At 71.9% G+C, this 26,217-nt stretch carries 23 protein-coding genes; 12 read left to right on the top strand and 11 right to left on the bottom strand.

The features are described from left to right. Positions 1–24 precede the first annotated feature (24 nt). A complete protein-coding gene (locus I5071_RS36680; protein ID WP_236518015.1) occupies positions 25–2,583 on the bottom strand; it encodes an EB domain-containing protein in 2,559 nt (852 codons plus the stop codon). On the opposite strand from I5071_RS36680, the gene I5071_RS36675 reads away from it, so the two are divergent. Genes I5071_RS36675 through I5071_RS36665 form a run of 3 tightly spaced genes read left to right on the top strand, consistent with a single transcriptional unit; the run spans position 2,534 to position 4,741 of the window. Further along, entirely contained in the window at positions 2,534–3,565 is a 1,032-nt protein-coding gene (locus tag I5071_RS36675; RefSeq protein WP_236518014.1) for a hypothetical protein, read from the top strand. The two genes, I5071_RS36680 and I5071_RS36675, sit on opposite strands and share 50 nt — an antisense overlap. Further along, positions 3,552–4,196: a hypothetical protein gene (locus I5071_RS36670; RefSeq protein ID WP_236518013.1), complete on the top strand. Its 645-nt coding sequence runs from the start codon at positions 3,552–3,554 to the stop codon at positions 4,194–4,196. The genes I5071_RS36675 and I5071_RS36670 overlap by 14 nt, the downstream gene beginning before the upstream one ends. Next, entirely contained in the window at positions 4,193–4,741 is a 549-nt protein-coding gene (locus I5071_RS36665) for a hypothetical protein (RefSeq protein WP_236518012.1), read from the top strand. Before I5071_RS36670 ends, I5071_RS36665 begins: the two co-directional genes overlap by 4 nt. Here the strand turns inward: I5071_RS36665 and mgtE are convergent. Then, complete coding sequence (mgtE, locus tag I5071_RS36660; protein WP_236518011.1) at positions 4,665–6,035, bottom strand: magnesium transporter; 1,371 nt, start codon at positions 6,033–6,035, stop codon at positions 4,665–4,667. The two genes, I5071_RS36665 and mgtE, sit on opposite strands and share 77 nt — an antisense overlap. A gap of 69 nt (positions 6,036–6,104) precedes the next feature. Between mgtE and I5071_RS36655 the strand changes: the two genes are divergently transcribed. From I5071_RS36655 to I5071_RS36645, 3 genes are all read left to right on the top strand, one after another. Further along, entirely contained in the window at positions 6,105–7,073 is a 969-nt protein-coding gene (locus I5071_RS36655; RefSeq protein WP_236518010.1) for an aldo/keto reductase, read from the top strand. Positions 7,074–7,238: 165 nt separating this feature from the next. Next, positions 7,239–8,093: a TIGR02147 family protein gene (locus tag I5071_RS36650; RefSeq protein WP_236518009.1), complete on the top strand. Its 855-nt coding sequence runs from the start codon at positions 7,239–7,241 to the stop codon at positions 8,091–8,093. Positions 8,094–8,116: 23 nt separating this feature from the next. After that, positions 8,117–8,809 carry a hypothetical protein gene (locus I5071_RS36645; protein WP_236518008.1) on the top strand — a complete coding sequence of 231 codons (693 nt, stop codon included), beginning with the start codon at positions 8,117–8,119 and terminating at the stop codon, positions 8,807–8,809. A 24-nt stretch (positions 8,810–8,833) separates the two neighbouring features. On the opposite strand, the gene I5071_RS36640 is transcribed toward I5071_RS36645, so the two are convergent. From I5071_RS36640 to I5071_RS36620, 5 genes are all read right to left on the bottom strand, one after another. Then, positions 8,834–10,933, bottom strand: coding sequence for a hypothetical protein (locus tag I5071_RS36640; protein WP_236518007.1), 2,100 nt, complete (start codon positions 10,931–10,933; stop codon positions 8,834–8,836). A 79-nt stretch (positions 10,934–11,012) separates the two neighbouring features. Further along, complete coding sequence (locus I5071_RS36635) at positions 11,013–11,150, bottom strand: hypothetical protein (protein WP_236518006.1); 138 nt, start codon at positions 11,148–11,150, stop codon at positions 11,013–11,015. 20 nt (positions 11,151–11,170) lie between these two features. After that, entirely contained in the window at positions 11,171–11,992 is an 822-nt protein-coding gene (locus I5071_RS36630; RefSeq protein WP_236518005.1) for a 3'(2'),5'-bisphosphate nucleotidase CysQ family protein, read from the bottom strand. A gap of 655 nt (positions 11,993–12,647) precedes the next feature. Beyond that, a complete protein-coding gene (locus tag I5071_RS36625) occupies positions 12,648–13,307 on the bottom strand; it encodes a hypothetical protein (RefSeq protein WP_236518004.1) in 660 nt (219 codons plus the stop codon). Between the two features lie 16 nt (positions 13,308–13,323). Further along, on the bottom strand, positions 13,324–14,097 hold the full coding sequence (locus I5071_RS36620; RefSeq protein WP_236518003.1) for a hypothetical protein: 774 nt from the start codon (positions 14,095–14,097) through the stop codon (positions 13,324–13,326). Between the two features lie 111 nt (positions 14,098–14,208). Here I5071_RS36620 and I5071_RS36615 point away from each other — a divergent pair, with 111 nt between their 5' ends. Genes I5071_RS36615 through I5071_RS36605 form a run of 3 tightly spaced genes read left to right on the top strand, consistent with a single transcriptional unit; the run spans position 14,209 to position 16,784 of the window. Further along, positions 14,209–15,255: a Leu/Phe/Val dehydrogenase gene (locus I5071_RS36615; RefSeq protein WP_236518002.1), complete on the top strand. Its 1,047-nt coding sequence runs from the start codon at positions 14,209–14,211 to the stop codon at positions 15,253–15,255. A gap of 15 nt (positions 15,256–15,270) precedes the next feature. Next, positions 15,271–15,891 carry a hypothetical protein gene (locus tag I5071_RS36610; RefSeq protein WP_236518001.1) on the top strand — a complete coding sequence of 207 codons (621 nt, stop codon included), beginning with the start codon at positions 15,271–15,273 and terminating at the stop codon, positions 15,889–15,891. Next, positions 15,888–16,784, top strand: a complete 897-nt coding sequence (locus tag I5071_RS36605; protein ID WP_236518000.1) for an ADP-ribosylglycohydrolase family protein — start codon at positions 15,888–15,890, stop codon at positions 16,782–16,784. The genes I5071_RS36610 and I5071_RS36605 overlap by 4 nt, the downstream gene beginning before the upstream one ends. 7 nt (positions 16,785–16,791) lie before the next feature. Here the strand turns inward: I5071_RS36605 and I5071_RS36600 are convergent, their stop codons facing one another. Next, on the bottom strand, positions 16,792–17,085 hold the full coding sequence (locus tag I5071_RS36600; RefSeq protein WP_236517999.1) for a hypothetical protein: 294 nt from the start codon (positions 17,083–17,085) through the stop codon (positions 16,792–16,794). Positions 17,086–17,141: 56 nt separating this feature from the next. Between I5071_RS36600 and I5071_RS36595 the strand changes: the two genes are divergently transcribed. Continuing rightward, on the top strand, positions 17,142–20,378 hold the full coding sequence (locus I5071_RS36595; protein WP_236517998.1) for a hypothetical protein: 3,237 nt from the start codon (positions 17,142–17,144) through the stop codon (positions 20,376–20,378). A gap of 21 nt (positions 20,379–20,399) precedes the next feature. Beyond that, entirely contained in the window at positions 20,400–21,203 is an 804-nt protein-coding gene (locus tag I5071_RS36590; RefSeq protein WP_236517997.1) for a crotonase/enoyl-CoA hydratase family protein, read from the top strand. A 4-nt stretch (positions 21,204–21,207) separates the two neighbouring features. Here I5071_RS36590 and I5071_RS36585 read toward each other — a convergent pair whose 3' ends face one another. The 3 genes from I5071_RS36585 to I5071_RS36575 all read right to left on the bottom strand — a co-directional run bounded on the left by I5071_RS36585 (position 21,208) and on the right by I5071_RS36575 (position 24,606). Further along, positions 21,208–23,139, bottom strand: a complete 1,932-nt coding sequence (locus I5071_RS36585; protein WP_236517996.1) for a tetratricopeptide repeat protein — start codon at positions 23,137–23,139, stop codon at positions 21,208–21,210. A gap of 112 nt (positions 23,140–23,251) precedes the next feature. Beyond that, entirely contained in the window at positions 23,252–23,842 is a 591-nt protein-coding gene (locus tag I5071_RS36580; protein ID WP_236517995.1) for a hypothetical protein, read from the bottom strand. Next, the gene (locus I5071_RS36575; RefSeq protein ID WP_236517994.1) at positions 23,839–24,606 is read right to left on the bottom strand and encodes a PDZ domain-containing protein; all 768 of its coding nucleotides are present in this window, start codon (positions 24,604–24,606) and stop codon (positions 23,839–23,841) included. Before I5071_RS36575 ends, I5071_RS36580 begins: the two co-directional genes overlap by 4 nt. Positions 24,607–24,731: 125 nt before the next feature. On the opposite strand from I5071_RS36575, the gene pyk reads away from it, so the two are divergent. Continuing rightward, positions 24,732–26,135 (top strand): pyruvate kinase, encoded by a 1,404-nt coding sequence (gene pyk, locus I5071_RS36570; protein ID WP_236517993.1) that lies wholly within the window; start codon positions 24,732–24,734, stop codon positions 26,133–26,135. Positions 26,136–26,217: the final 82 nt, after the last annotated feature.

Here is a 26,217-nt window from a genome sequence, read left to right as displayed (position 1 = left end):
TCGCAGCACGTGTGGGGGACGCGATCAGTTCGGCGTGAAGCGCATCGCCGAGCCCGCGACCGCACGCGTCGCGTCGCCGCCGATGACGACGCCCGCCGTCGCGGCCTCGAGACCGAGGGTGCCCGCCTCGACGGTGGCGCCGTGCGCAGCGCCGTACACGAGCTCGATCGATCCGTCCGCGAGGAGCACGACCTGCATCTCGACGGGATCGATCGGGATGAACGGCGGGAAGCCCCACGTCTCGCCCGACCACTGGAGGATCATCTCGGCCGCGGTCTGCCGCACGCAGACGCGCGTGACGAGATCGGCCGCGAAGGGCGCGATCACCGCGTTGGGCGCGCTCGCGGCGCCGAACGTGATGCTCTCGTTGCCGGCGTACGAGCCGTCGAACGTGAGCCAGCCGTTGGTCGAGACGACCATCTCGGTCACGGCCTCACCGAAGTACTGGAAGCCGCCGAACGTGGTCAGCGCGATGGGATCGCTCAGCGCCTCGTCGTCGTTGGCGACCGTGGTCTCCTCGGTGCAGATGTCCATGAACGTGCGGGTCGACGGACCGACGCTGTACGGCGGCGGGACGTTCGTGATCTCGATGTCGAGCACGTCGGCCGCCGCGGCCGACACCGCGTACGCGACCCAGCCCGACGCCGGAACGACGCTCTCGAGCGTCTCGGTGCCGCCCGCGCCCGTCGCGTCCGCGAGCTCGTCGGCCTCGTCCTCGCGGGTGAGCTGCGTGATGAAGGGATCCGACGTGCCGGCGCCCGTGACCTCGATCGTCACGGTGCCCGCGGCGGGTGCGCGCACGAGGTAGTAGAGCACCTCGCTCGCCGGGACGGTCACGTCGGCGCGGGTCTCGGTCGCGGCGCCGGTGAACGTGACGTCCTCACGAACGCGCTCGCGGAACGTCACTGCCGCGCTCTCGTCGCCCTCGAACGCCGTCGCGTCACGCACCGCGAGGAGCACCTGACCCGGCTGGCTCGGGAGCCAGATGCGCGCGAGCGACGTCGCCTCGAGCTGCTCCTCGATCGGCGGCAGCACACCGTCGGTGTCGACGAGCGCGAGGAAGCCCTCCTCGTCACGCGCGAAGATCTGCACGTCGGCGGCGGTGAACGCGGTGCCGGTGAGATCGTCGAGCGCGATCTCTCCCCACTCGACGCCCGCCGTGTCGATCGTCGCGAACGCCCAGCCGTCCGCGAGGGTCAACGTGCTCGCCGTGCCCGCGGTGAGCGCCGTCGGCGTGATGTGCTCGACGTCGAACGTGACGTCGTAGGTGTCGCCCGCGGTGCCCTCGGGATTGTAGACGACCACGACGTAGCGGCCGGTCTCGGTGAGCTGGAACCAGCTCTCCGACTCGGTGCACGGCGCGCCGGTGGTGCAGATCTCCGCGAGGTACGCGGTCACGTCCGAGTTGATCACGTCGAGCGCGATCGGCGTCTCGCCCTCGTGCGCGAAGCGCACGACCTCGCCCGCCGCGCCCTCGAAGAACACGAACGACGCAGCCTCGTCGCGGTGCGTGATCGTGACCGTGCCGTCCGCCTCGTCGTTCCCGGTGACGACCAGCGCGTAGTCGACGGGCGTGATCGAGTAGTCGTACGCGTGGTCGACGACGATCGTGAGGGCGCCGCTCGCGTCGATCGCCTCGGAGAACGCCGAGACGCTCGGGCTGCCGCCGAACGCCGCGTGCACGTCCCCGTCCTGCTGGAGCACGAGCGCCGGCTGCGCCGACGCGCTCGGCGCATCGAGCAGCACGTCGTACACCGTCTTGTCGGTCGCGGTGACGCGGAAGAACTGCGGATCGCCGAGCGTGCCCGTGCGCGTGCCGGGCTCGATCGCGGTCGGCTCGGGCGTCGCGAGCCCCTCGACCGACACGAAGTAGCAGGTGTCCTCGCTGCCGACCGGACGCGCGAACGCGGGGCCCTGCTCCTGCAGCGACTCGAGCGCGAGCGAGCGACTGTCGATCACGGCGACGACGTAGGTGCCCGCAGTCGGCACCCAGATCTGGCGCGACGCACTGTCGCTCGTGAGGTCGATGCCCAGGCGGTACCAGCCGCCGAGCGACTCGGCGGTGCCGAGCACGATGAAGCCGGCGCTGAGCCCGTTGAGGCCCTCCGCGCGGATCTCGTAGAGACCGGGCGCGGTCACCTGGAACGCGAACGAGTCGGCGTCGACGTCGAGCACGTCGTCGGCATCGAAGTCCGCGGGCGTGATGCAGCCACCCAGCGTGCGCGTCTCGCCGACGCCCGGCGGCTCGAACGCCGCGGGAGCTCCCTCGAAGAGCAGCCCGTCGTTGGGCTCGGCCGCTTCCATCACGTCGGGGACCAGCGAGTCGTCGTAGGGAATGCACTCGCCCTCGACGAGCACGGTGCCCTCGGCGCACGCGCTGGGATCGAGCACGCAGGTGCCGGTCTCCGCGTCGAACGTCGTGTTGCCCGTGCAGATCACGCTGCCGTCGGGCACGCACTCACCGTCGCGCGCGACGGTGCCGGTGGCGCACTGCACGTCGGCCACGCACTCGCCGGTCTCCTCGTCGAGCGTCGTGCCCGCGCCGCAGGTGATCGTCTCGGCGGGCACGCATGTATCGCCCATCGCGATCGTGCCTTCGCCGCAGTCCTTGCCACCGCAGCCGACCATCGCGATGCCCGCGACGGCGGCGACGATCGCCAATGCGAATCTACTACCCATGCAACCTCCGGATCGGGTTCGCGCAGGCGAGGCTCCCGATGGCGCGACGAACGCGCGCGCCCACCCCCACGCAGAAAGGCGCGTTCGTAGCGCGAGTGGCGATGTCGCACAACGTACTCCGGATACACACCGCGTAAACACGCGGAATCACGCGGCAGCGCCCTCGATCCGAGTGGGCTACCTTGAGCGACTCGTGACCACACACGACGACGAGACAGCGGCGCTCGACGCGCGGACGTTGGAGCTCGAGCGCGCGATCGAAGAGCGGAGACGGCGCATCGCGTCGATGGTGGCGACGGCCGGCGCGCGACAGCGCTCGCTCGCAGAGTGGATTCGTCCCGAGGTCGCGGTGCCACTGCCGGCGCTCGACGTGGAGCGTGCGCGGGTCGAGCTGATGCGTGCGCTGCACGAAGAGCTCGGGCTGCTCGGCGCGGTGACGATCGAGCGCGGGACGATGCAGTGGAGGCCGCTTCATCGAGCGCTCGGGAGCCGCATCGGGCTCGAGGTGGATCTCGAGACGGGAGCGCAGGGCGCGACGTTGCGGATGCGCGACACGCCGTTCGGGGGTGTCTCGCCGACGACGTACCCGGTGGCGACGCTGCTGAGCGGAATTCCGGTGGTCGCGCTCTTGTTCGCGCTGCTCGACCACGGGCGCGGCATGCCGCCGTTCGCGTTCCTCGCGCTCGTGGTGCTCACGGCGGTCGCGTCGCCCGTACCCGCCATCGCGTGGATGAAGCGGCGCACGCACTCCGTGCTGGCGCGATTCGCGGAGCGGGTCGCGGCGCGATTGCCGCGGAAGAGCGAGCTGCGCGTGCGCGTGAGCGAGGAGGCAGACGTCGAGGACGACGAGGCGATCGAGAAGGAGGTCGCTCGTGGCCTACCGTGACGGGATCGAGCTGCGGCGCGAGCACGTGCGACGGCTCGAAGGAGAGCTCGCGCGGCTCGACGAAGATCTCGCGGCGATCTCGGGCGCGACACGCGAAGGCGCGTGGTGGGAGCGAGCGCTCGGTGGCGCGCGTGTGGTGCAGCGCGTCGTCGAGCTCGAAGGTGAGCGCGGTGACGACGAGCTCGCGGCGGTCTGCGAGCGCGTGTATCGCGTGAACGGTCGCGTGGAGCGCGAAGGCGACGCGTGGATCTGGAAGGGTGATCCGGATCCGCGGCCACGGCGCGTGGAGGTTCGCGCCGAGCGCGTCGGAGGACGCACCCGCGTGACGACGCGCGACGTCGGCGTGCCACACGCGCAGTACTTCTCGCTGCTCGCGCACGTCGGCGTGGCTGTGATGTCGCTCGACCCGCGGTTCCTCGTGACCGCGCTCTTCTGGGTCGTGTCGACGGTCGGGCTCGGTGCGTTCATGCGGCGTCACACGATGCGCGTCGCGCGTCGCAAGGTGCTCGATGCGCGCGAGCTCGTCCGCGCGCTCGAGGTGGAGACCACGAGCACGGCAGCGGTGCGGGTCGACGATCACGAAGAGGACGCGCTCGAGGTCGAGCCGGCGATCGCGAGGGCGTCGCGATGACGCGCGAGCTCGATCATCACGCGGAGGTGCGCCGCGTCGCGGGTCGGCCGGGGCCCGATGCGCTCGCACGACTCGAGCGCGTGTTCGCCGAGCGCACGAAGTCGCTGCCCTCCGCCACGCGAATCGGAGATGCGTTCGGTGTCGGAGATGCACGCGTCTCGGTTCTGGTCGTGCCGGGCGACCACGAGACCGAGATCCGCGTCGCGGGATCGAAGCGCGAGCAGCGGTTGTCCGCCGTCGCCGCACTGGCCGAGGGCTTCGGCGGCTTCGTGTGCTGCTCGCTGTTGGGCATCGAGCCCGGACGCGTGCCGAGCTTCGTCGAGAGCTCGGTCGCGGTCGCCTCGCTCGCCGTGATCACGTTCTTCGTCGCTCGATGGCTCTCGCGCCGTCGCGCTACGCAGACGCGCGCGCTCGCGGACGCGCTGGTCGACGTGATCGTCGATCCCGCGCCCGCGGTGCGCGTCGACGTCACGGAAGATGAAGAAGCGCTCGCGCGATCGACAGATAGATCAGAAGACCCACGACGTCGCTCAGCGACGCGATGAACGGCGTCGAGCTCACTGCGGGATCGAGCCCCACCCGCTGGATCAGCAGCGGCAGGAGCGAGCCGAGCAAGCTGCCCACCGTGACCACCGAGACAATGCTGATCGCGATCACGAGCGCGAGCGGCACGCCCGGGCCTTCGGCCGTGAAGAACGCGCGACCGAAGCCGAGCACGCCGACCACGAGCCCCAGGCACAAGCCCACCGCGAGCTCGCGCGACGCGACCTTGAGCCAGTCCGCGGGGCGCACCTCTTCGACCGCGAGCGCGCGGATCACCAGCGTCGCGCTCTGCGATCCCGCGTTGCCGCCGGTCGAGATGATCAGCGGGATGAACATCGCGAGCACGATCGCGCGCTGGAGCTCGTCGGCGAACCCCTCCATCACGTTCGCGGTGAGGAACCCGCCGAGGAAGAGCACGACGAGCCACGTCACGCGGCTCCGCCAGTACGCGAGGAACCCGGTGCCGAAGTACGTGTCCTCGATGGGCGTGACCGCGCCCATCCGCTGCGCGTCCTCGGTCGCTTCCTCGATGACGACGTCGACCACGTCGTCGACGGTCACGACACCGAGCATCACGCCCTGCTGATCGACGACCGGGAGCGCCTGGAAGTCGTACTTCGCGATGGTGCGTGCGACCTCTTCCTGCTCGTCCATGTCGTGCACGCGCACGACGTTCTCGGTCATCACGTCCGCGAGCGTCTGGCCGGGATCGGCGAGGATCAGATCGCGCAGCGAGACGACGCCCTGGAGCTTGTCGCCGAAGGCGAGGACGTAGACGTAGTAGACGTTCTCGACCTCTTCCTCGCGCGAGAGTCGACGGACCTCTTCGATCGCCTGCCAGACCTTCGTGTCGGGCGCGAGCCCCACGAAGCCGGTGGTCATGATGCCGCCGGCCGTGTGCTCCGGATACGCGGCGAGCTCTCGGGTCTCCTCGGCGACCTCGGGATCGACCTGGTCGAGCACCTCGAGCAGCGTCGTCCGCAGATCGAGCTCGAGCGTCTGCACCACGTCGGCGCGATCGTCGGGCTCCATCTCGACGAGGATCGTCGCGGCCTCTTCGGGCTTGAGCTTCTCGAGGATGTCGGCGCGCCGCTCGTCGGGGATGCGCTCGAGCACCGTCGCGGCGAGCTCGTCGGGCAGCGCGCGCATCAGCGCGACGACGTCGTCGAGCGGGAGGTCCTCCGCGATCTCGGCGATGTCCTCCTCGTGGAATTCGTCGAGCGCGTCACGTAGCGCCTCGGGCTCCTGCTCGAGCGTCTGCCGCAGGTCGGGGCCGAGGAGCGTGGAGAGGCGCATAGGCGCCGGAATGTACTCTCGACGCGACGCTCTTGCCCTCCGCGTCGAGCCCGGATACGAGGGAGCCCGATGCAGATCCGGACTCTCGGTCGGACCTCGGTGCGCGTGTCCGAGATCGCCCTCGGGACATGGGGGCTCGCGAGCGGTGCCTACGGCGAGAAGACCGAGCCCTCGCGCTTCGAGTCGGTCGTGAAGGCGGCGTGGGACGCGGGCGTGACGACGTTCGACGTCGCGCCGCTCTGGGGCGACGGCGAGAGCGAGTGGCGCACCGCCGCCGCGCTCGGCGATCACCTGAAGGACGCGGTGCTGATCACGCGCACCGGCCAGGCGACGATGGGCGATCGCTTGAGCGGGCGCTTCGACTCCCAGCAGATCATCGACGACGTCGAGGCCTCGCTGAAGCGGCTCGGCCGCGAGACGATCGACGTCGTGCTGCTGCACAACCCGCCGATGAAGGTCCTGCAGTCGGACCTCTATCGGAAGGGCGTCGATCACCTGCTCGCGAGCGGCAAGGTGCGGGCGTGGGGCGCGAGCGTCGTGACCGCGGAGGAGGGGCGCGCCGCGCTCGAGGTCGGCGCGCAGGCGATCGGGATCGCGCACCACGCGCTCGACCCGCACGTGCTGCACGATCTGTCGGCGACGATGAAGCACTACGGCGCCGCCGCGATCGCGCGCTCGCCGCTCTGCTACGGCCTCCTCGCCGGGCGCTGGACCAACGAGACGAAGTTCGGCGAGCGCGATCACCGCAGCCGTCGTTGGGACGCGACGAGCTTCGCGGAGCGGCTGCGTCAGGTGGAGGATCTGCGCTTCCTCGTGAAGGACGACGTGCCGGACCTCGCGACCGCCGCGCTTCGCTTCGTGCTCTCGAGCCCGTTCGTCGCGACGGCGTGCGTCGGCGCGCGCACGATCGAGCAGGTCACGAGCGCGGCGAGCGCGTCGCGCGAGAAGCCGTACCTGCCGCCCGAGGATCTCAAGCGGGTCGCGTCGGTGTGGAGCGGCGGCGCGGGCGTGTTCGGCGGCGGGGTCGCGAAGAAGTGAGAACCCGAAGGATCCTTCGGGTCATCGGTGGCTCGCGAGTATACGGCGCGTCGCACGATGCACGCCGGTAGCGCCGGGTACGTCGAGCCGACCGGCGGGCGCGCGCTCAAGCTGTATACACGTTCGCTTGCTCGCGGGTCCCCGCTCGGGCACGCTGTGCGCGCCTTGGCCGACGTCTTCGCGTACCTCGACTACCGCGCGTTCTTGCGGGACGTGTACGCCGAGAAGAAGGCGCTCGGGCGTGGATTCTCCTTCCGCGCGTTCTCGCGCCTCGCGGGGCTCCGCTCGCCGAACTATCTGAAGCTCGTGATCGACGGCGAGCGCAACCTCTCGGACCAGATGGCACCGCGCTTCGCGACCGCGCTCGGTCTGCGCGACGACGCGGCGCGCTACTTCGTCGATCTCGTCGCGTTCAACCAGGCGAAGGACGCGGCCGCGCGCAACGCCGCGTATACGCGCCTCACCGGGTTCCGCCGCTATCGCAGCGCGCACCGGCTCGAGCTCGCGCACGCCGCCTATCACTCGACCTGGTACCTGCCCGCGATCCGCGAGCTCGCCGCGCGCCGTGACTTCGAGGCGGAGCCCGAGTGGGTCGCGCCGCGCCTGCGCCCGCCGATCTCGAAGGACGAGGCGAAGAGCGCGCTCGCGACGCTCTTCGAGCTCGGCCTGCTCGTCACCGGCGAGGACGGCCGCGTGGGCCAGGGCGAGGCGCTGGTGTCGACGGGCCCCGAGACGCGCGGGCACCACATCGGCAACTACCACCGCATGATGATGTCGCGCGCCGCATCGTCGATCGACGACGTGCCCGCAGCCGAGCGCGACGTCAGCTCGCTGACGCTCTGTGTGGGCAGCAAGGGCCTCGCGGAGATCAAGGATCGGATCCAGAAGTTCCGCCGCGAGCTGCTCGAGCTCTCGACGCGCGAGGGCGATCCGCGCGAGGTGGTGCAGATCAATTTCCAGCTCTTCCCGCTGACGAAGGCGGAGAAGACCTCGGCGAGAAAGGCGAAGGCTCCGCGATGATCCGGCGTGCGAAGCTGGCACTCGTGACGGCGGCGCTCGCGATCGGCGCAGCACCGTCGTGCGGCGGGACCGAGACCGGCAATCCGCCCTTCGCGCCCGAGATGGGCGGCGGAGGCTACGATCCGATGGGGCTCTCGCCCGATCCCGCGATCGAGTCGGCGCTGATCGTGGTCGAGGAGGCGACCCTCGAGGACTGCGAGGGCGCGCAGGTGCCGCTGCTTCGGCGCGCGGTGCTCGACGCGGTGGCGAACCAGCTCACGGTGATCGAGCCGCTCGAGATCCCGGCCGCCGCGTACTGCGCGATCGAGCTCTCGATCGCAGCGTGCGAAGATCCCGATCGCTGCCGCACGATCCGCCAGCCGTACTCGGTGTCGATCGACGGCTTGCGGCGCGCCGACGCGGCCTCGATCGAGATCCGCGACGCAGAGCGCTTCGTGGTGCGGCTCGAGGGCACGTTCGACGTGACGCCCGACGCGGGCGGTCTGCTCCTCGCGGTCGATCGCACGCTGCTCACGCCGGGGCTCGAGCTCTCGACGATCCCCGCGGTCGACGGCGTGGTGCGCATCGACGCGACCACGAACGCGGATCGACTCCCCGCGCTGCGCACGGGTGTGCAGAGCGCGATGACGCTGCGGCGGGACCTCGACGGGGACGGCGTCCTCGACCCCGAGGAGATCATGACCGCGCCGCTCGCGGAGCCTCCTCCTCCGGAGTGAGCGCTACGGATTCCGTAGCGCTCGTCAGGGCAGGCCCAGCACCGTGACCGGCGAGAGCTGATCGGCGGTGCCGCCGTCGCCGAGACGGCCGCTCGCCCCGTCGCCCCAGCACTTCGCGGCGCCGTCCTCGCGCACCGCGCACGTGTGCGACGCGCCCGCGGCGACCGCGGCCGCTTCGGTGAGCATGCCCACCAGGCGCGGCGCACCACCGACGCGCGTTCCGTCGCCGAGCTGACCGCTCGCGTTCGAGCCCCAGCACATCGCGTTTCCGTCGGCGAGGCGCACGCACGCGTGATCGTCGCCGGCCGCGATCCATCCGGCGGTCGTGATGCCCGGCACGAGGTCGGCGTACGCGCGATCGAGCGTGCCGCCGTCGCCGAGCTGCCCCGCGTCGCCGGCGCCCCAGCAGCCCGCGCGACCGTCGGTCGCCACCGCGCAGGTGAAGTCGGCGCCGAGCGCGATGGAGCGCGCGACCGAGATCCCGAGCACCGCGGTCGGCGAGGAACGCTGCGTCGTCGTGCCGTCGCCGAGCTGACCGCGCGCGTTGTCGCCCCAGCACCGGATCTCGCCGGTGCTCTGCACCGCGCAGGTGTGAGCGTCGCCCGCGTCGAGATCGAAGACGTTCCCGAGGCCCGGGACGTTGGTGGGCGAGGCGCGATCCCCGCCCGCGCTGCCGACACCGAGCTGGCCGCGGTCGTTGCGGCCCCAGCACGCGATGGTCCCGTCGTCGCGACGCACACACGAGTGCTCGTCGCCGAGCGCGACCTGCACCACGCTGGTCAGCCCGCGCACTGCGACGGGGCTCGGCTGGTCTCCGCCCGACCCGCTGAGCCCGAGCTGGCGCCGGTCGTTGTCTCCCCAGCACAGGACCTCGCCGGTGCTCCTCACGGCGCACGCGTGGCGCGCACCGGCCGCGAGATCGATCGCGTCGGTGATCCCGTCGATCAACACCGCGGTGGTGCTCGCGCTCGCCGCGCCGTTGCCGAGCTGTCCGCTCTCGTCGGCGCCCCAGCACGCGACGCGACCGTCGCCGATGCGCGCGCACGCGAACGCGTCGCCGGCGACGACCTCCGCGACGTCGCTCGGCGAGACGCAGCTGCCCGCGTCGCACGAGGTGCCCGCCTCGCAGGTCACGCCGCACGCGCCGCACGACGCCTCGAGCGAGAGGTCGGTCTCGCATCCCGGCGCGGCGGTGCAGTCGCCGAAGCCGGGCTCGCACGCGCCCATCGTGCAGGTGCCGGTCGCGCACGACGCGGTCGCGTGATCGAAGCCGCACGGGGTGTGGCACGTGCCGCAGTCGTCGAGGGTGCGGAGGTTCGTCTCGCAGCCGTCGGCGGCGTCGAGATCGCAGTCGGCCCAGCCTTCCTGGCACGAGCGGATCTCGCACTCGGCCTCCACGCACGCCGGCGTGGTGTGCTCGGTGACGCAGGGCGAGTTGCACGCGCCGCACGCCGCGACGGTCGAGACGTCGGTCTCGCAGTCGCGCCGCTCGTCGTCGCAGTCGGCGCGTCCCTGCGCGCACGCGTACACGCACGAGCCGTCGATGCACTGGCTGAGCACACCGGTGCGGAGCTCGCACGGCTGTTCGCAGCCACCGCAGTGCGAGACGCTCGTCGAGAGGTCGACGCAGCTCGAGCCGCACACGGTGCGATCGGCCTCGCACTCGTCGGTGCACACGAACGTGCCGTCTCCCGCGTCGAGGCAGAACGGCGTCGGATCCGTGCACGCGACACCGCACGCGCCGCAGCTCGTCACGTCGTTGAGGTCGGCCTCGCAGCCGTCCTGGATCGTGTCGTTGCAGTCGGCGGCGCCGGGCGCACACGTGAGCACGCATGTGCCCGACACGCACTCGACCGTCGCGCGCGCCGGTGCCCCGCACAGGTCGGGGCCCTCGTCGATGCGCTCGTCGGCGTCGTCGTCCAGCGCGTTGCATGGGTCGCCGGAGACCCCGGCATCTCCGACCGGCACGCATCGGTTGCGCGCCTCGTCGCAGACCCAGCCATCGGTGCACGGACACCCACGGTCCGCGAGGTCGATCGGCGCGAGAACACATCCCGCGAGAACGAACGACCAGACCCCTGCTCGGAAGCTCCCCCGCACCGCGCCGAGCATGAGCGCCGGCACGCCGAGCCCAACGCCGCGGCACGGGGTCGTCCCGACACGGATCGCCGACGCGCGGCCATCACGGCGCGGACGTTCGCGCTCAGTCGCGGCCGAGCTTCTTCTTCAGCGCGGCGAGCTCGTCCTCGACCTCGCGCGCGCGCTTCTCGTGCTCGATCTCGCGCGCCTTCACGCGTGCCACGCGCTCGATCTCGCGCGCGGCGCGCTGCTTCGCGAGCACCTTCGGATCGGGCGCGCGGCTCAGGTGATGAGCCCGGCCTCGCGCGCGATCGCGCTCACCACCGGCAGCACCTTCTCGAAGCCCTTGCGGTTGCACGCGAGGATGCCGCGATGGTTCTTCAGCTCGCCGGTGCCGTACTGGATCTGACGGCCCTCGAGATCGGTGAAGGTGCCGCCCGCCGCGCGGAGGATCGCCTCGGGCGCGCACGCGTCCCACGCGCTCGTCTTGCCCGAGAGGTGCACGTAGAGGTCGGCCTTGCGCTCGGCGATCAGACCGACCTTGAGCCCGACCGAGCCGCTCACCGCTTCCTGCGTGATGCCGAGGCGCTGCACGAGCGCGTCGGTCGACTTCGAGCGGTGCGAGCGCGAGACGACGAGGCGCATCTGCGAGGGATCCGCGATCTCGCTCGGGCGCAGCACGTACGTCTTGTCGCCCTGCTCGAGGAACGCGCCGTCGCCGACGACGCCGCGCCAGAGCTTGCCGGTCGTCGGCTGGTACACGACGCCGAGCTGCGCGTCGCCGTCGATCGCGAGACCGATCATCACGCTGAACTCGCCGTTCTTCGCGATGAACTCCTTGGTGCCGTCGAGCGGATCGACGAACCAGCAGCGACCGCCGCTCTGCTTGCCCTCGGTCGCGCTCTCCTCCGCGACGACGAGGTCGGTGGGGAACGACTCGTGGAGGCGCGCGGTGAGGAACGCGTTGACGCGACGATCGGCCTCGGTGACCGGGTCCGACTCGCCCTTCATCTCGACACCGAAATCGGTGGCGTAGATCTCGAGGAGGATGCGTCCCGCCTCCCGCGCCAGCTTCACCGCTTCGACGAGCTCGCGATCCAACATTCCGCCGCGGAACGTAGCTGGGAGGGGGCTGCGACGTCCAGTAGGCGCATCGATGGCTCGTGCTGGACGTCGCGAGTGGCCTCGCGTGATCAGCGCTGCGTGAGACCCCCGTCGACCGCGAGCTCCGAGCCGAGCACGAAAGACGAGTCGGTCGAAGCGAGGAAGAGCGTCGTGGCGCGCGCGGTCGTGATCGACGAGGCGATCGATGTCGGCGAGCGACGACTGATCGGCGCGACTGCAGATCGATTGGCCTCGATCGAGAGAAGGCACGTCGCAAGAACTCGAACGCGCGCCTCGCGCGCGCGTTCGAGGCAGTCGTGCTCATCCCATTCGGCTCCAGTCGCGCGCGCAGCGCGCGCTGCTACCCGCGAGCGTCCGGGCGGCGGCGAAGCGCCGACCGGTCGCGAGCTCTCCGAAGCCTCACCCAGCGAGACGGCAGACGCCGCGTGCCGGGGCGGGGGTGAGGGGGTCCGGCGCTCTCGTGAGCGCGGGGCCCCACGACGCCGACCACACGCTGATCAGGTCGAGCGCGGCAGAGCGCAACGCGCGCGCCGCGATCGACCCTCCGCCACCCGACGCTCACTCCGCCACCGAAAGGCAGCCGCGATCACCCGAGCGCCGGACCCCCTCACCCCCGCCCCTCGCCGAGACCTCATCAGTCTCGAATCACTTCCACCGTCGACTCTCCACTCTCCATCCCCGACGGCAGCCCCATCTCCCGCGCCTCGCAGAATGCCGAGAAGTGCCGCATCGACTCCGGCTCTCGAGCGTTCGCCGCACACGCTCGATAGGCGCGTCGCGCCGTCTCGAGCCACGGCCGCGCCTGGCTCTCCAGCGACTCGCGGTACACGTCGAGGATCTCCGGCTCGTCGTCGAGATCGTCGGGCATCGGCCGCCTGCGCAGCACCCGCAGCACATCCTCGTAGAGCAGACCGACCAGCGCGCCCGCGATGATGCGCTGTCGATGCTGCTCCTCCGCCGCCGCGTCGAGCTCGGCGCGCGCCGCTTCGATCGCCGCGCTCTTCCGGTCGAGCCACTCGCGCAGCGGGCCCTCGCTCCACTCCGTCAGATCGAGCGCCGCACGGCTCGGCGCCGGCGCGGGCGCCGCGATGTCGAACGCGTCGCGCGCGAGCTCCATCGCGTGCCGCATGCGCGGGCTCAGCTCCTCGTCGACGACGTCGGGATCGGGCAACGACGCCATGCTCGGCGGCCCCGCGGGTCGCCCCGCGAAGAGCTCGCCCTCGCGCATCCGCGGGCCGCCGCACGCGATCGAGAGCGCCACCGCGAGCACGACGAGCAGCGAGGAGCAGCGCATGCGATCGCAGTGTCGTTCAGAACGCGAGCTGGAGCGACACACCGACGCCGCCGGGCCCCGGCACCGAAGGACTGACCGCGAGGCTCGGCCCCGGCGCCGACGCGACCGGCGCGTCGCTCTCGCAGCCCGCGTCGGCATGGCGCGCGGAGTAGGTGCGCCACGCGTCGATCGCGCCGGTCGGGTGCAACAGCAAGCGCCCCTGGCCCAGCACCACGCCGCCGCCCGCGAGCAAGAACGCGCCGCTGGTGCGTCCGAGGAAGAGCAGCGTGAGGCTCGCCGCCTCGACGTAGAGCGCCGACGCGAGCGCCGAGAGCTCGCTGCGCACGAACCCCGACGCCTCCGCGCTCTGCTGCAGCCGCCGCTCCGCGGCGCGCATCGCGTCGAGCCGCGCCTCGGGGGTGTCGCGCGGCAGGCCGCGAATGAACTCACCGGCGCCGAGGATCGGCGGCGTCGTGATCGCCATCGTGATCAGGCCGAGCCCCGAGCTGATCGTGTTCACGATGAAGTCGGGCCGCGCGTCGTCGTCGGGCGTCGCGATCGCGAGCGTGAGCTGCACGCCGGTCAGGAGCCCGTGCAGCGCCAGGAAGCCGGTGAACCACCAGCGCGTGTCGCGCTCGGTGGGATCGACGTGGCGCTCGATCCACGCGAGCCTGCGCTGCACCTCGGCATCGCTCGGTGGATCCGCGGGGCACGCCGGTGGATCGGCACGCACGACGCATGGATTCGCGAAACACAGCGCCGACGCGACGAGCGAGACGGCGAGCCCGGAAGCGATCGAACGCAAGCTCACGGGCCGGGAACGTATCCGATCTCGCCCACAATTCGCGCGTATTTCGACGCGCTGCGTCGTTGCGAGGCCTGCGTACGCGGGGTACAGGCGCGCGCTCGCGAGGAGTAAACCGTGAACGTCTTCGAGCACCTCCAGCAGCACGACTACGGAGAGGTCCACTTCGCACGCGACGCCGCGACGGGCCTGCAGGCGATCGTCGCGATCCACGACACCCGCCTCGGCCCGGCGCTCGGCGGCTGCCGCTTCATCCACTACCCGCACGAGGAGCTCGCGCTGATCGACGCGCTGCGCCTCGCTCGCGGCATGACCTACAAGGCCGCGATCACCGGCATCCCGCACGGCGGCGGCAAGAGCGTGATCATCCGTCCGCCCCGCGCGTTCGATCGCGGGGCGCTCTTCCGCGCGTTCGGGCGCTTCGTCGACGGGCTCGGGGGTCGCTACATCACGGCCGAGGACAGCGGCACGTCGATGGAGGACATGGAGACGATCCGCTCGGTCACGAAGCACGTGACCGGCGTGAAGCCGGAGCACGGCGGCTCGGGCGATCCCTCGCCCTACACCGCGCTCGGCGTGCGCCGCGGCATCGAGGCGTGCGTGAAGTTCGTCTACAAGCGCGACTCGATCGAGGGGCTGCACATCGCGGTGCAGGGCGTCGGTCACGTCGGGTTCTGGCTCTGCAAGGAGCTCCACGATCTCGGCGCGAAGCTCACGGTCGCCGACATCGATCCGCTCAAGGCCGAGCGCGCGCATCGCGAGCTCGGCGCGGAGGTCGTGCCGCTCGATCAGATCTTCTCGGTCGACTGCGAGGTGTTCGCGCCGTGTGCGCTCGGCTCGGCGCTGAACGACGACACGATCCCGAAGCTCAAGTGCAAGATCGTCGCGGGCGCGGCGAACAACCAGCTCGCCGAGACGCGCCACGGCGAGGACCTGATGCAGCGCGGGATCCTCTACGCGCCCGACTACGCGATCAACGCGGGCGGATTGGTGAACGTCGCGCAGGAGCACGCGGGCTACGACGAGCCGAAGTCGCGCGAGCGCGTGATGAAGATCTACGACACCATCCTCGAGATCGCGGAGCGCGCGCAGCGCGGGATGCAGCCGACCGATCGCATCGCGGACACGATCGTGGAAGAGAAGCTGGCGCGCGCGGTGCGTTGACGACAAGAGGGGGGCATGGCGCGGATGCGATGGGGGCTCGCGATGGTCGTGATCGCGACGGTGAGCGCGTGTGGAGCGCGCTCGCCGTATCGCGTGCTCCCGCGCAACGTGCGCGAGTCCGTGCAGCGCGACTTCCCGGATTGCCGGGGTCGCGACGTGCGCGGGCTCGACCTCGGCGGCAGTCGCTACCAGGTGGTCGCGTGCGGGCTCGACCTCGTGTACGCGTGCGCGGCCGATCGCCGGCGTGACTGTCAGATCGAGGGCACCGGGGTGGTCGCGGTGAGCGGCGGCGGTGAAGTGCCCGCCGCGTACGCGCAGCCGCAGCCCCAGCCGATGCCGGTGCTGCAGACGACGCCGACGCCGACCGCGCAGCCGACGACCACGACGCCGTCGCGCGAGCAGGTCGAGCAGGTGATCCGCGCGTGGCTCGACACCCAGCGCGGCGCGATCCTCGGGTGCACCCAGACCCAGGCCGCGCTCGTCGAGGTGCAGTGGACCGCGGAGGGCACGCCGACGATCGCGCTCGGCGGCGAGATGCACGGATCGCCCGGCGAGACGTGCGTCGTGCAGCACCTCGCAGGCGTGCAGTTCCAGAACGTCGGCGCCGCAGGCGAGCTGCGGCACGTGATCCAGTGATCTCCGATCACGATGCGCGCATCGCGCGCGCCCGGGTCGCGCTCGACGGTCTCTCGATCGGCGATGCGTTCGGCGAGCGCTTCTTCGACGCGCCCGAGACCATCGACATACGCCTCGCATACCGCGCGATCCCGAGCGGCACCTGGCGCTGGACCGACGACACGCACATGGCGCTCTCGGTCGTCGACGAGCTCGGGGCACGCGGGACGATCGATCCCACCGGGCTCGCCGCGCGCTTCGCGGAGCGCTTCGCGCGCGACCCGTGGCGCGGATACGGCGCGATGGCGCGGCGCGTCCTCACCGAGATCGGCGAGGGCACGCCGTGGGACCTCGCGAGCGGCGCGATCTTCGATGGCGCAGGGAGCAAGGGCAACGGCGCGGCGATGCGGGTCGCCCCGATCGGCGCGTACTTCGCGGGCGATCTCGATCGCGTGATCGACGAGGCGCGGCGATCCGCGCTGCCCACGCACGCGCATCCCGAGGGCATCGCGGGCGCGATCGCGATCGCGGTGCTCGCGGCCATCGCGGTCCGCCGAGAAGAACGGCCCACACCCAGCGCGATCATCGCGGAGGTCGCGTCCTCGGTGCCGCCCGGGGAGACCCGGGCGCGTCTCGAGCAGCTCGTCGCGATGCCGCACCTCGACGACGTGCGCACCATCGCGAGCATCGTCGGCAATGGCACGTACGTGCTCGCGGAGGACACGGTGCCGCTCAGCGTCTGGTGCGCCGCGCGGCACCTCGACGACTTCGTCGACGCGATGTGGACGACGGTCAGCGCGCTCGGCGATCGCGACACCACGTGCGCGATCGTCGGTGGCGTGGTCGCGCTCGCGGCGCCGGCGACGGTGCCCGCCGAGTGGCGCGCCGCGCGCGAGCCGATCGAAGGCGTGTAGTCGATCGTCAGCGCGGGAGCGCGCCGTCGATCGGGTCCGCGCGGAAGCCGACGTCGTCGAACTCGTCGGTGCCCGCCCAGATCTTCGCGGTGCCCTCGCGCAGCTCGGCGTTCTCGGGCAGCGCGAGCGCTTCGACGGTGAGCGGCACGTCGCGATCGCGCGTGCGCAGTGTGCCGACGATCGCGCGCTGCTCGCTGCCGGTCGTCGTCGCGTCCTCGTGCATCGCGAGCGTCGCGTCGGGCGCGTGGTCACCGCCGCAGCCCGCGAGCGCGAGCACCATCACCGTGATCGGAGTGCGCATGATCGACGAGTCTCCGCGGCGCGCATCGATCGCACAACCCGGTCTACGATGGGCTCGTGGTCTATCGCGAGAGCCCCTCCACGATCGAGCGACGCGAGCCCGAGGGCGACGTGCTGCTCCGCGTCGACGCCTCGGGACGCCCCGGCGCCGCGGGCGCGCGCGGATACGACGGGAGCGACGGCAGCGGCGCGGGCGGAGACGGATCGCCGGGCGGTCACGCGGGCGCGGCCTCGCCCGGCGAGAGCGGCGGGTTCGTCGGGATCGCGATGCGATCCGAGGGCGCCACGATGGTGCGCGTCGAGGGCACGCGCCGCTTCGCCGAGGGTCGCGCCCACGACGTGCGCGAGATCGTGACGATCGGCGACTACGGCTTCGTCGACGTCATCGCGCGCGGCGGCGCGGGCGGGCACGGCGGCGACGGCGGACGCGGCGGCGACGGCGCGACCGGACGACGTGGGCACGACGCGACGCGCTACTCGTCGGGCGGCAACGGCGGGCGCGGCGGCGACGGCGGACGCGGAGGACGCGCATCGAGCGGCGCGAGCGGCGGCGCGGGTGGACGCGTCGTGGTGCAGGTCGACGACGCCGACACGCACCTCCTGATGTTGATCCGCAGGGGCATCGAGGGCGGCGCCGGCGGACAGCCCGGCCGTCACGGCGAAGGCGGATCGGGCGGTGCGGGCGGTGCCGGTGGCTCGAGCCACTCGTGGACGGAGACCGAGCACTACACCGACTCGCAGGGCAAGCCCCAGACGCGCATGCGCTTCCACTCGAACCCCGGCGGCTCGCGTGGTCCGAGCGGTGACGCGGGCGCGAGCGGATCGGGCCCGCTCTACGCCGGTCACGACGGCGCGATCGGTGCGTTCTCGATCGAGGTGCACACCCTCGCGGGCCCCAAGCAGTACCCCGGCCGCTACGAGCTGATGCTCTCGGGCATCACGCTGCGCACCGACGATCGCGACGGAGTGTTCGAGCCCGGCGAGCTCGTGCGCGTCGATGGCATCCGCGTGCGCAACGTCGGCGCGATGCCCTCGCCCTCGTCGCGCGCGATCACGCTCGAGGTGCGCGACTCGAAGTGGTGCGGCGCGCTCGCGAACGAAGTGCTCGAGGTGCCGCGCTCGGTGCCCGCGGGCGCCGAGGTCGACGTGCCGGGCACCCTGACGTTCGAGCTGCGCGATCACGCGCCCAGCGATCCCGCCGATCCGCTCGCGGAGCACGAGCGCGTATCGCTGCGCGCCCACGTCGTCGACGTGAACCGATCGTTCGAGCGCTTCGAGCCCGACGCGATGGCCAGCCCCGCGACGATGCTGGTGCGCTTCCCGATCGCGGCGTCGGTCGTCGAAGGGCTCGTCGCGCTCGCGCCGGGCGAGGTCACACGGCTGCGCTTCGCGATCCGCAACCAGTCGAAATTGGCACTCGGTGCCAATTCTCCGAGCCGCCGCCGCATCCGCGCGCGCCTGTCGCTCTTCGAGAGCGAGCTCGGCGACGATGCCGCGCTGCTGATCGACGAGCACGGCGCGCCGGTCCCGATGCGCGGTGAAGGTCTGGTGCGCGAGCTCGATCTGCTCGAGGCGGGTGCCGACTGGATCTTCGAGGGCGCGCTCGGGATGCGCGAGAGCGCGCCCTCGTATCGCGAGCTCCGGCTTCGGCTCACCCTCGAGATCGGTCGTCTCGACATGCCCGACGTGCTGCGCGTGGTGCAGCACCGCGAGCTGCGGGTGCGCTGCGTGCGGACGCTCGCGCCCGACGCGCGGATGGACTGGCTCCTCGTCGCGCACCACCGCACGTCGCGCGAGGAGATCGACGCGTGGGAGGCGCTCGCGGCGCGTCACGAGCGCAGCCTCGCGGTGTGGGATCTCTCGCGCGAGGGGCACCTCGAGCTCGGCAGCTCGGTGATCGAGCGGCTGAACGGCGGGCTCGTGATCGTGCTCGGCCATCCGATGTCGAGCGCAGGGCGCGAGGTGCGCGCCGCCGAGATGCTCTCGCACGCGACGATGGCGCAGCTCGCCGAGGCCGGGGCCGACCTGTTGCTCGCGGGCGGCAGCGCGGATCTGCGTGCGCTGCTCGCGCCCGCCGCGATCGATCGCGACGTCGCGCCCGCCGACGGAGAGGACGCGCTGATCGAGCGGCTCGCGTCGCGCGTGGAGAGCGAAGGCGCGCTGGTCGAGACCGCGGAGCTGCACGAGATCGGGATGTTCTTCGAGTCGGCGCGCAAGGAGCGCCTCGAGGCGCGCGCCCGTGCGCTCGCCGAGCGCCTCGCGACACGTTTCCCGCAGCGGCGCTTCACGATCGTGTGGGAGCTCGCGCCCGCGCCCCGCGGCTCGTGGCTGCTCGTGCATCGCTATCGCCTCGGGCGCATCCGCGTGCTTGCACGTCCCGCCGCACGATGCGGCGTCGCGCACGTCGCGCTCGCCGATCACGCGCTCGCCGATCCGCGCACCATCGCGTCGAACGAGTGCGCGACCGCGATCGCGGTCGCGTCGGGCCCCGATGATCAGATCGACGCGCTGGCCCGCGCGATCGAAGTCGGTGACGCAGCGCGCGCACGAGTGTGGAGCGACGCGATCCTGGTGGGCCTCGCGAGCGAGCAGCTCGCGGTGCTGCGCCGCACTCGATCGCGCGCCGGGCTCTCCCGCGCCCAGATGCGCGAGGCGCTGCCGCGCCTGCTCCGGCTCGCGCACACGCCGCTGGTGCCGGGAGATCGCGAGGACGCGATCACGATCGTCGCGGAGCTCGCCGCGAAGCTGCGCTTCTTCGCGGACACGCAGGTGCGGCTCTGGGAGCGCATCCCCGGGATCTCGTGGGCCCGTCGTGCTGCGTCGCTCGATGCGCTCACCGAGGCGCTGATCGGCGAGATGATCGACGCCCAATCGAGCGACGAGCTGGTGCGGCGCGCGCTGCGCGATCGGACGCGCGAGATCGAGAAGACGCTCCGGCAGCGCTGGAAGGACGCGCGCACGACCGACATCTCGGCGCGTGATCGCGGCGCATGGGCGCGCACCACGGTGCTCGCGCCGGTGGAGCGCGAGGGTGTGACCACCGACGACGAGCTGCTGGTCGCGGACGATGGCGATCTCGTCCAGCTCGACGCGTGGAACGCCCGGCTGCGCGCGGCTCACGCGAGCGATCAGGCGCGCAGCGCGCTGGTCGCGAGCGCGGAGCGCGAGCGGAGCGAGCTGCTCCTCATGGTGCGCACCACGGAGCTGATCGGCCCGCGTGCCCGCGTCGAGCTCGCGGACGTCGACGAGCACCACGAGAGTGAGTCGGGCGCGGTCCTGCGCGCGAGTGGATGACGTCGTGTTAGAACGCGACGCATGAGCGAAGCGCGCGTCGTCACCACGGTCACCGATCACGTCGCCCACGTCCGCTTGAACCGCCCCGACAAGCGGAACGGTCTCGACCTCGCGATGTTCGAGGCGATCGTCGCCGCGGGCGAGCAGGTGATCGCCGATCGCAGCGTGCGCGCGGTCGTGCTCTCCGGGGAGGGCAAGGGGTTCTGCGCCGGGCTCGACTGGATGGCGTTCCTCCAGATGGGCGCGGACGCCGCGCCGAAGCTGCTCGCGCGCGACGAGCAGAAGAGCCCCGCGAACCTCGCGCAGCGCGTGGGCTGGATCTGGACCGAGGTGCCGGTGCCGGTGATCGCGGCGGTGCACGGCGTCGCGTTCGGTGGTGGCCTCCAGATCGCGCTCGGCGCGGATCTGCGGATCGTCTCGCCCGACGCGCAGCTCTCGGTGATGGAGATCAAGTACGGCCTCATCCCCGACATGGGCGCGTCGAAGACGCTGCTGCGCGTGGTGCGTCACGACATCGCGAAGGAGCTGACGTACACCGGGCGCATCGTCGGCGCGGAGGAAGCGGTGCGCATCGGCCTCGCGACGCGGGTGGAGGCCGATCCGCTCGCGGCCGCGATGGAGCTCGCGAGGGCGATCGCGGCCCAGTCGCCGCACGCGATCCGCGCGGGCAAGGAGCTGCTCGACACCGCGCCCACGCTCTCGACGATCGACGCGTTCCGGCTCGAGAGCGACCTGCAGCTCGGTCTGCTCGGATCGCCGAACCAGATGGAAGCGGTGCAGGCCGTGATGGCGAAGCGCGCCGCGACGTTCCGCGATCCCGAGTGAGCGCTCAGTCGGCGCGATCGAGCGCGCGACGGAACGCGCGGTACTGGGTGCGCCGAGGGCGGAGATCGATCGCACGATCGATCCACCGCCGCGCGAGATCGATGCGCCCTTCGTCCGCGTAGATGCGCGCGAGCGCGAACGAGGGGTGCGGGTTGAACGGCGCGATGCGGTGCGCCTCGAGCAGCCGTGACTCCGCGCCGTCGCGATCCCCGTCGTCGAGGTGGCGGCGCGCCGCGGTGACCAGCGCGTCGGATCGACGGCGGCGCTCGGCGAGATCCTGATCGAGCTCGGTATCGCGGGCCTCGACCTCGGGATCCACCGCGGGCGGGGTCGCGGGGCGCGCTGCGGCGCGCCGGGGCTCGGTGCGCGCGGGAGGATGCACGATCGCGGGACGCTCGGGCGGCGCGATGATCGCGGTGGTCTCGGATACCGGCGGTGGCGGCAGCGAGCTGGTGTGGGTCGCGAGCACGATCCCGGTCGCGACGATCGCGGGCGTCGCGATCGCGCTCACGCACGTGATGCCGATCGCGATCGCGGCACGACGTCGGGTGCGCGCGTCGTCGCTCGGCGGCGGCGGGCGCGGCGGCTCGGGCAGCAGCTCGCTCTCCGGCGGGACGTCGGGGGTCGTCGCCTCCTCGACGGGCGCCGGCAGAGGACGCGCGCGGGCAGTGGTCGTCTCTTCGTCGTCCGCGATCTGCGCGTTCAGCGCGTCGCGTGTCGCGCTCGCGATCGGTGTGGTCGCGTCCTCGTCGACCAAGCGCGCCGCGAGCGCCTGGCGGGCCGCGCTCGCGATCGGCGTCGTGGGATCGTCGTCGCCGACCAGGACCAGCATGCGACGCGTCGCCTGGGCCTCGACTCCTCCGAGCGTAGGCCCCTCGTCACGGCTCGCGCGCAGGCGCGTCCCGCTCGCGATGCGACGCGGCTTGCGACCGCCCTCGCCCTCGTCGTCGTCGGGTGGTGCGCTCTGTCGTCGCAGCGCGTCGTCGGGCAGCTCCTCGCGCGTCGCCTCGTCGCCTCTGCCGCTCCCGCGCAGCAGCTCCGCGACGTGCTCGCGCGAGGGCCGCGGCGGCGGTCGCGACGACGGCCGCAGCGTCCGCGGCGGCTCGGTGAGCGCGAGCCGCAGCTCGAGCGACGGGGTCGGACGCGCGAGCTCGCTCCCGTCGACCGCCACGCTGCGCGCCCGCGCGATCGCCTCGTCGACCGGCAGCACGACGTTCGCCTCGAACGGACGCTCGAGCCGATCGACCGCGACGATCCCGTGCTCGAGGTCGAGCGCGATCGCGAGCGCGGGGAGCCCCTCGAGCGGCGCGCCCTCGCCCTGCGGCGTCCATTTCGCCGCCACCACCAGCCCGTCGATCGCGACGAGCTCCGCGTCGCCCTGGACCGACGCGATCACGCCGCGCAGCGTGCCCGCCCCCGACGCGAGCAGCCGCACCAGCGAGCCCACCGATCCGATCCGATCGAGCGCCGCCTCGAACCCGTGCCCCGCCGCCGCCGATCGCCAGAACGCGTGATGGGTCTGCATCACCGGCGCGATGCGCATCGCGATCGCCTCGACGTCGAGCGGCGCGCTCGCGCTGCGCCGCAGCTGCGCCCAACGGAACCGCACCGGCCGCGCACCACGCAGCGCGGGCTCGCGCCCGAGGCGCTCCCAGAGATCCTGCGACGACGCATCGGGCGTCTCGTCGAGCAGCACGACCTGGGGATCGAGCGCGGTCGCGCGCGTCAGCCCGTCGCCGTCGCGTCCACACACCACGACGAGCGAGCCCCGCGCGCGCAGCTCCTGCGCGAGCTCGTCGGCGTGGCCTGGACAGCCACTGACGAGCACGCAGCGCAGCCCTTCGAACACCGCCCCGCGGCCCAGCCCCGAGTCGGTGCTCTCCGTGAGACGCACCCACGAGTCGAAGAGCACCACGGGACGCGAGACTTCGGGCACCAGCTCCCCCCGAGCAGCGAGGGCTGCCATCCTATCTCTTCGGGTCACGGAGAGAACGGGTCACGTGGCATCCGCGCGTCGAATTCTCCGAGCACGCTGCGCGCATTTCCAGTCATCCGTCGGGATCCCCCCCGCTCACGGCGGTCCACACGAACGCGATCGGGCTCCACACCACGAATTCGAGATCGACCTCGAGCCCGATCACCGCCTCCCACGACTCCCACCCCGCGAACGCGGCGCGCCCGCTCGCATAGAGCGCGACGCCGTGCCCGTAGACGTCGAAGTGATCGTAGGGGCGATACGCGAGCGCCAGCGTCCCCAGCGCGATCGCACCGCTCCGATCCTGCACGGGCTCGTAGGGATCGCGCAGCGCGTACCCCGCGCCCGCCATCACCGTGATCCCGAAGTCGCTCCCGATCGGCAGGAGCACCATCGCGCCGCCCGCGAGCTCGATCGTCCGGAAATTCGCGGCGCGCACGTCGATCGCGGGGCCGACCCGCACCCGATCCGCGAACGCGTCGCCGAAGAGCACCTCGGCGCGCAGCGCGAGCTCGAACAGCGCACCGGGATCGGCGCCCTCGGTCTGCGCGAATTCCGCGCCTCCTCCGAGCGCGAGCCGCGACGAGATCTGCACCTCCGGCTGCGCCTCGGCGCGCCCCGCGATGCCGATGACGAGCGCCCCGATCAGCGCGCCGCGGATCACATGGTCAGCCAGGTGAAGCCCTGATCGAGCTCCACCTCGCGCGTGTCGCCGCGCTCGCCGCGCACCCGCAGTCGCTCTCGACGCTCGGCCGCCATCGAGAGCGCGCCAGGCGCGCGCTGCGAGCCGAGGCCCGACACGCTCTGCCCGCCGATCGCGACGATCGCATCGCCGGGACGCAGCCCCGCGCGGCCCGCGGGCGAGTGGGTCTCGACCTCGACCACCACCAGCGCGTCGCCACGCACCTCGTAGAGCCTCACGCCGACGCCGTGATGGGCCTGGGGCGATGCGAGACGCAGCGCGAGCTGCGCGCCGCTGTCGAGCAGCACGCGCGCGTCGGCGCCCGGCAGCACGTTCGGCGGCAGCCCACGGTGCCGGAAGATCCCGATCGGATCCGCCCCGACCTCGTCGCGATCCCAAACCTCGAAGCGGAACGTCGCGTCGCTCGGCGCGTAGAGATTGCGCGGCAGCACCACGTTCCACTCGGGCGTGAGCGTGTCGTTCCGGGTCTCCGACTCGTAGATCAACACGTCGTTGCGATAGATGCGCACGAAGGGATCGGGCAATCCATCGGTGCCGTCCCACGCGAGCGCGCCGCGGCTGCGCGGAGGCACGCTCGCGCTGGCGACCGTCAGCGCCCACACGTCGCTCGGGCTGCTGGTCGAGGTGACCGTGCTGCGCACCGGCGAGAGCGAGGTGGTGCGGCGCGGATACGCGCACCCGACGGCCAGGAGGAGCAAGAAAGCGAGGAAGAGACGAGGTCGCATCTCCAGCGCGAGGGTAGTCCGATCCTCGGCACCCTCGCCAGCTCTCGCGTCCATGGAACGGTGCGTCACGACGCTCTGCGTGTCGCCCCTCGTCGGCACCGGGTCGGTCGTGGTAGGAGCCTCGTATGCGACGCGCCAAGATCGTGTGCACGCTCGGCCCCGCCTCGAGCACGCCCGAGATGATCGACAAGCTCGTGGCGGCGGGCATGGACTGCGCGCGGCTGAACTTCTCGCACGGCTCGCACGAGAACCACGCCAAGAGCGCGCAGATGGTCCGCGAGGCCGCGGCCCGCGCCGGGCGACCGCTCGCGATCCTCGCCGATCTCTGCGGCCCGAAGATGCGCATCGGGCGCTTCGTCGAGGGCAAGATCTTCCTCGAGCCGGGGCAGCGCTTCACCCTGACGACGCGCGACGTCCCGGGCACGAAGGAGATCGTCAACCAGATCTACGAGCCGCTCCCGCGCGACGTCGGACCGGGCACGCACATCCTGCTCGACGACGGTTTGCTGCGTCTGCGGGTGATCGAGACGACCGACACCGACGTGGTCACCGAGGTCGAGATCGGCGGCGAGCTCAGCGATCGCAAGGGCCTCAACGTGCCCGGCGCCGCGCTCTCGACGCCCGCGGTCACCGACAAGGATCGCAAGGATCTCGAGTTCGCGGTCGAGACGCTGAAGGTCGACTACGTCGCGCTCTCGTTCGTGCGCCGCGCCGAGGACGTGCTCGACGCGAAGGCGCTCGCGCGCGGCACCCCGCTGATCGCGAAGATCGAGAAGCCCGAGGCGATGGAGAACCTCGAGGCGATCCTCGACGTGTCCGACGGCGCGATGGTCGCGCGCGGCGATCTCGGCGTGGAGGTCGGCGCGGAGTTCGTGCCGCTGATGCAGAAGCGGATCATCCGCGAGGTGAACAAGCGCGGGAAGGTCGTCATCACCGCGACGCAGATGCTCGACTCGATGATCCGCAATCCGCGCCCGACCCGCGCCGAAGCGGCCGACGTCGCGAACGCGGTGCTCGACGGAACCGACGCGGTGATGCTCAGCGGCGAGAGCGCGAGCGGCAAGTACCCGGTCGAGTCGGTGCAGATGATGGACGCGATCGTGCGCGAGGTGGAGCGCGAGTCGCTGAAGGAGCAGCGCGGCGTCATCGACCTGCCGACGGTCACGGAGAAGTGGACGTTCACCGAGGCCGCGGCGCGCGCCGCGGCGCGCCTCAGCTACATCATGCCGCTCGAGGCGATCGTCGTGTTCACGCGCGACGGACGCACTGCGCGGGTGCTCAGCGAGCAGCGCCCGCGCGCGCCGGTGATCGCGGTGACGTCGCGGCCCGAGGTCGCCACGCGCCTCGCGCTCGAGTGGGGCGTGTTCCCGCGCGTCGAGATCCCGCCCGACGATCTCGAGGAGACGCTGCGCATCGCGACGTCGCTGCTGGTCCGCGAGAAGATGTGCAAGCAGGGCGGGGAGTTCGCGCTGGTCACGGGATGGCCGCTCTCGGGCGGGACCAACACGATCAAGCTGCACCGCTTGTAGGAGGGGGTCTTGGAAGACCCCTCCCCCCGACCGGCAAAGCCGGATCGGGGCCCCCCACCCCGAACGCTGCGCGCGGGGCCCC

Origin of the sequence: Sandaracinus amylolyticus (assembly GCF_021631985.1) — a bacterium.
Lineage (GTDB): Bacteria > Myxococcota_A > Polyangia > Polyangiales > Sandaracinaceae > Sandaracinus > Sandaracinus amylolyticus_A.
This window is presented reverse-complemented; position numbering and strand designations above follow the sequence as displayed.

Bases quoted from the DNA above. Each gene is read 5' to 3' on its own strand.
- I5071_RS36680 (WP_236518015.1), bottom strand. From the start codon at position 2,583: ATGGGCGATACATGCGTGCCCGCCGAGACGATCACCTGCGGCGCGGGC.
- I5071_RS36665 (WP_236518012.1), top strand. From the start codon at position 4,193: ATGACGCGCGAGCTCGATCATCACGCGGAGGTGCGCCGCGTCGCGGGT.
- mgtE (WP_236518011.1), bottom strand. From the start codon at position 6,035: ATGCGCCTCTCCACGCTCCTCGGCCCCGACCTGCGGCAGACGCTCGAG.
- I5071_RS36655 (WP_236518010.1), top strand. From the start codon at position 6,105: ATGCAGATCCGGACTCTCGGTCGGACCTCGGTGCGCGTGTCCGAGATC.
- I5071_RS36630 (WP_236518005.1), bottom strand. From the start codon at position 11,992: ATGTTGGATCGCGAGCTCGTCGAAGCGGTGAAGCTGGCGCGGGAGGCG.
- I5071_RS36625 (WP_236518004.1), bottom strand. From the start codon at position 13,307: ATGCGCTGCTCCTCGCTGCTCGTCGTGCTCGCGGTGGCGCTCTCGATC.
- I5071_RS36610 (WP_236518001.1), top strand. From the start codon at position 15,271: ATGGCGCGGATGCGATGGGGGCTCGCGATGGTCGTGATCGCGACGGTG.
- I5071_RS36600 (WP_236517999.1), bottom strand. From the start codon at position 17,085: ATGCGCACTCCGATCACGGTGATGGTGCTCGCGCTCGCGGGCTGCGGC.
- I5071_RS36590 (WP_236517997.1), top strand. From the start codon at position 20,400: ATGAGCGAAGCGCGCGTCGTCACCACGGTCACCGATCACGTCGCCCAC.
- I5071_RS36575 (WP_236517994.1), bottom strand. From the start codon at position 24,606: ATGCGACCTCGTCTCTTCCTCGCTTTCTTGCTCCTCCTGGCCGTCGGG.
- pyk (WP_236517993.1), top strand. From the start codon at position 24,732: ATGCGACGCGCCAAGATCGTGTGCACGCTCGGCCCCGCCTCGAGCACG.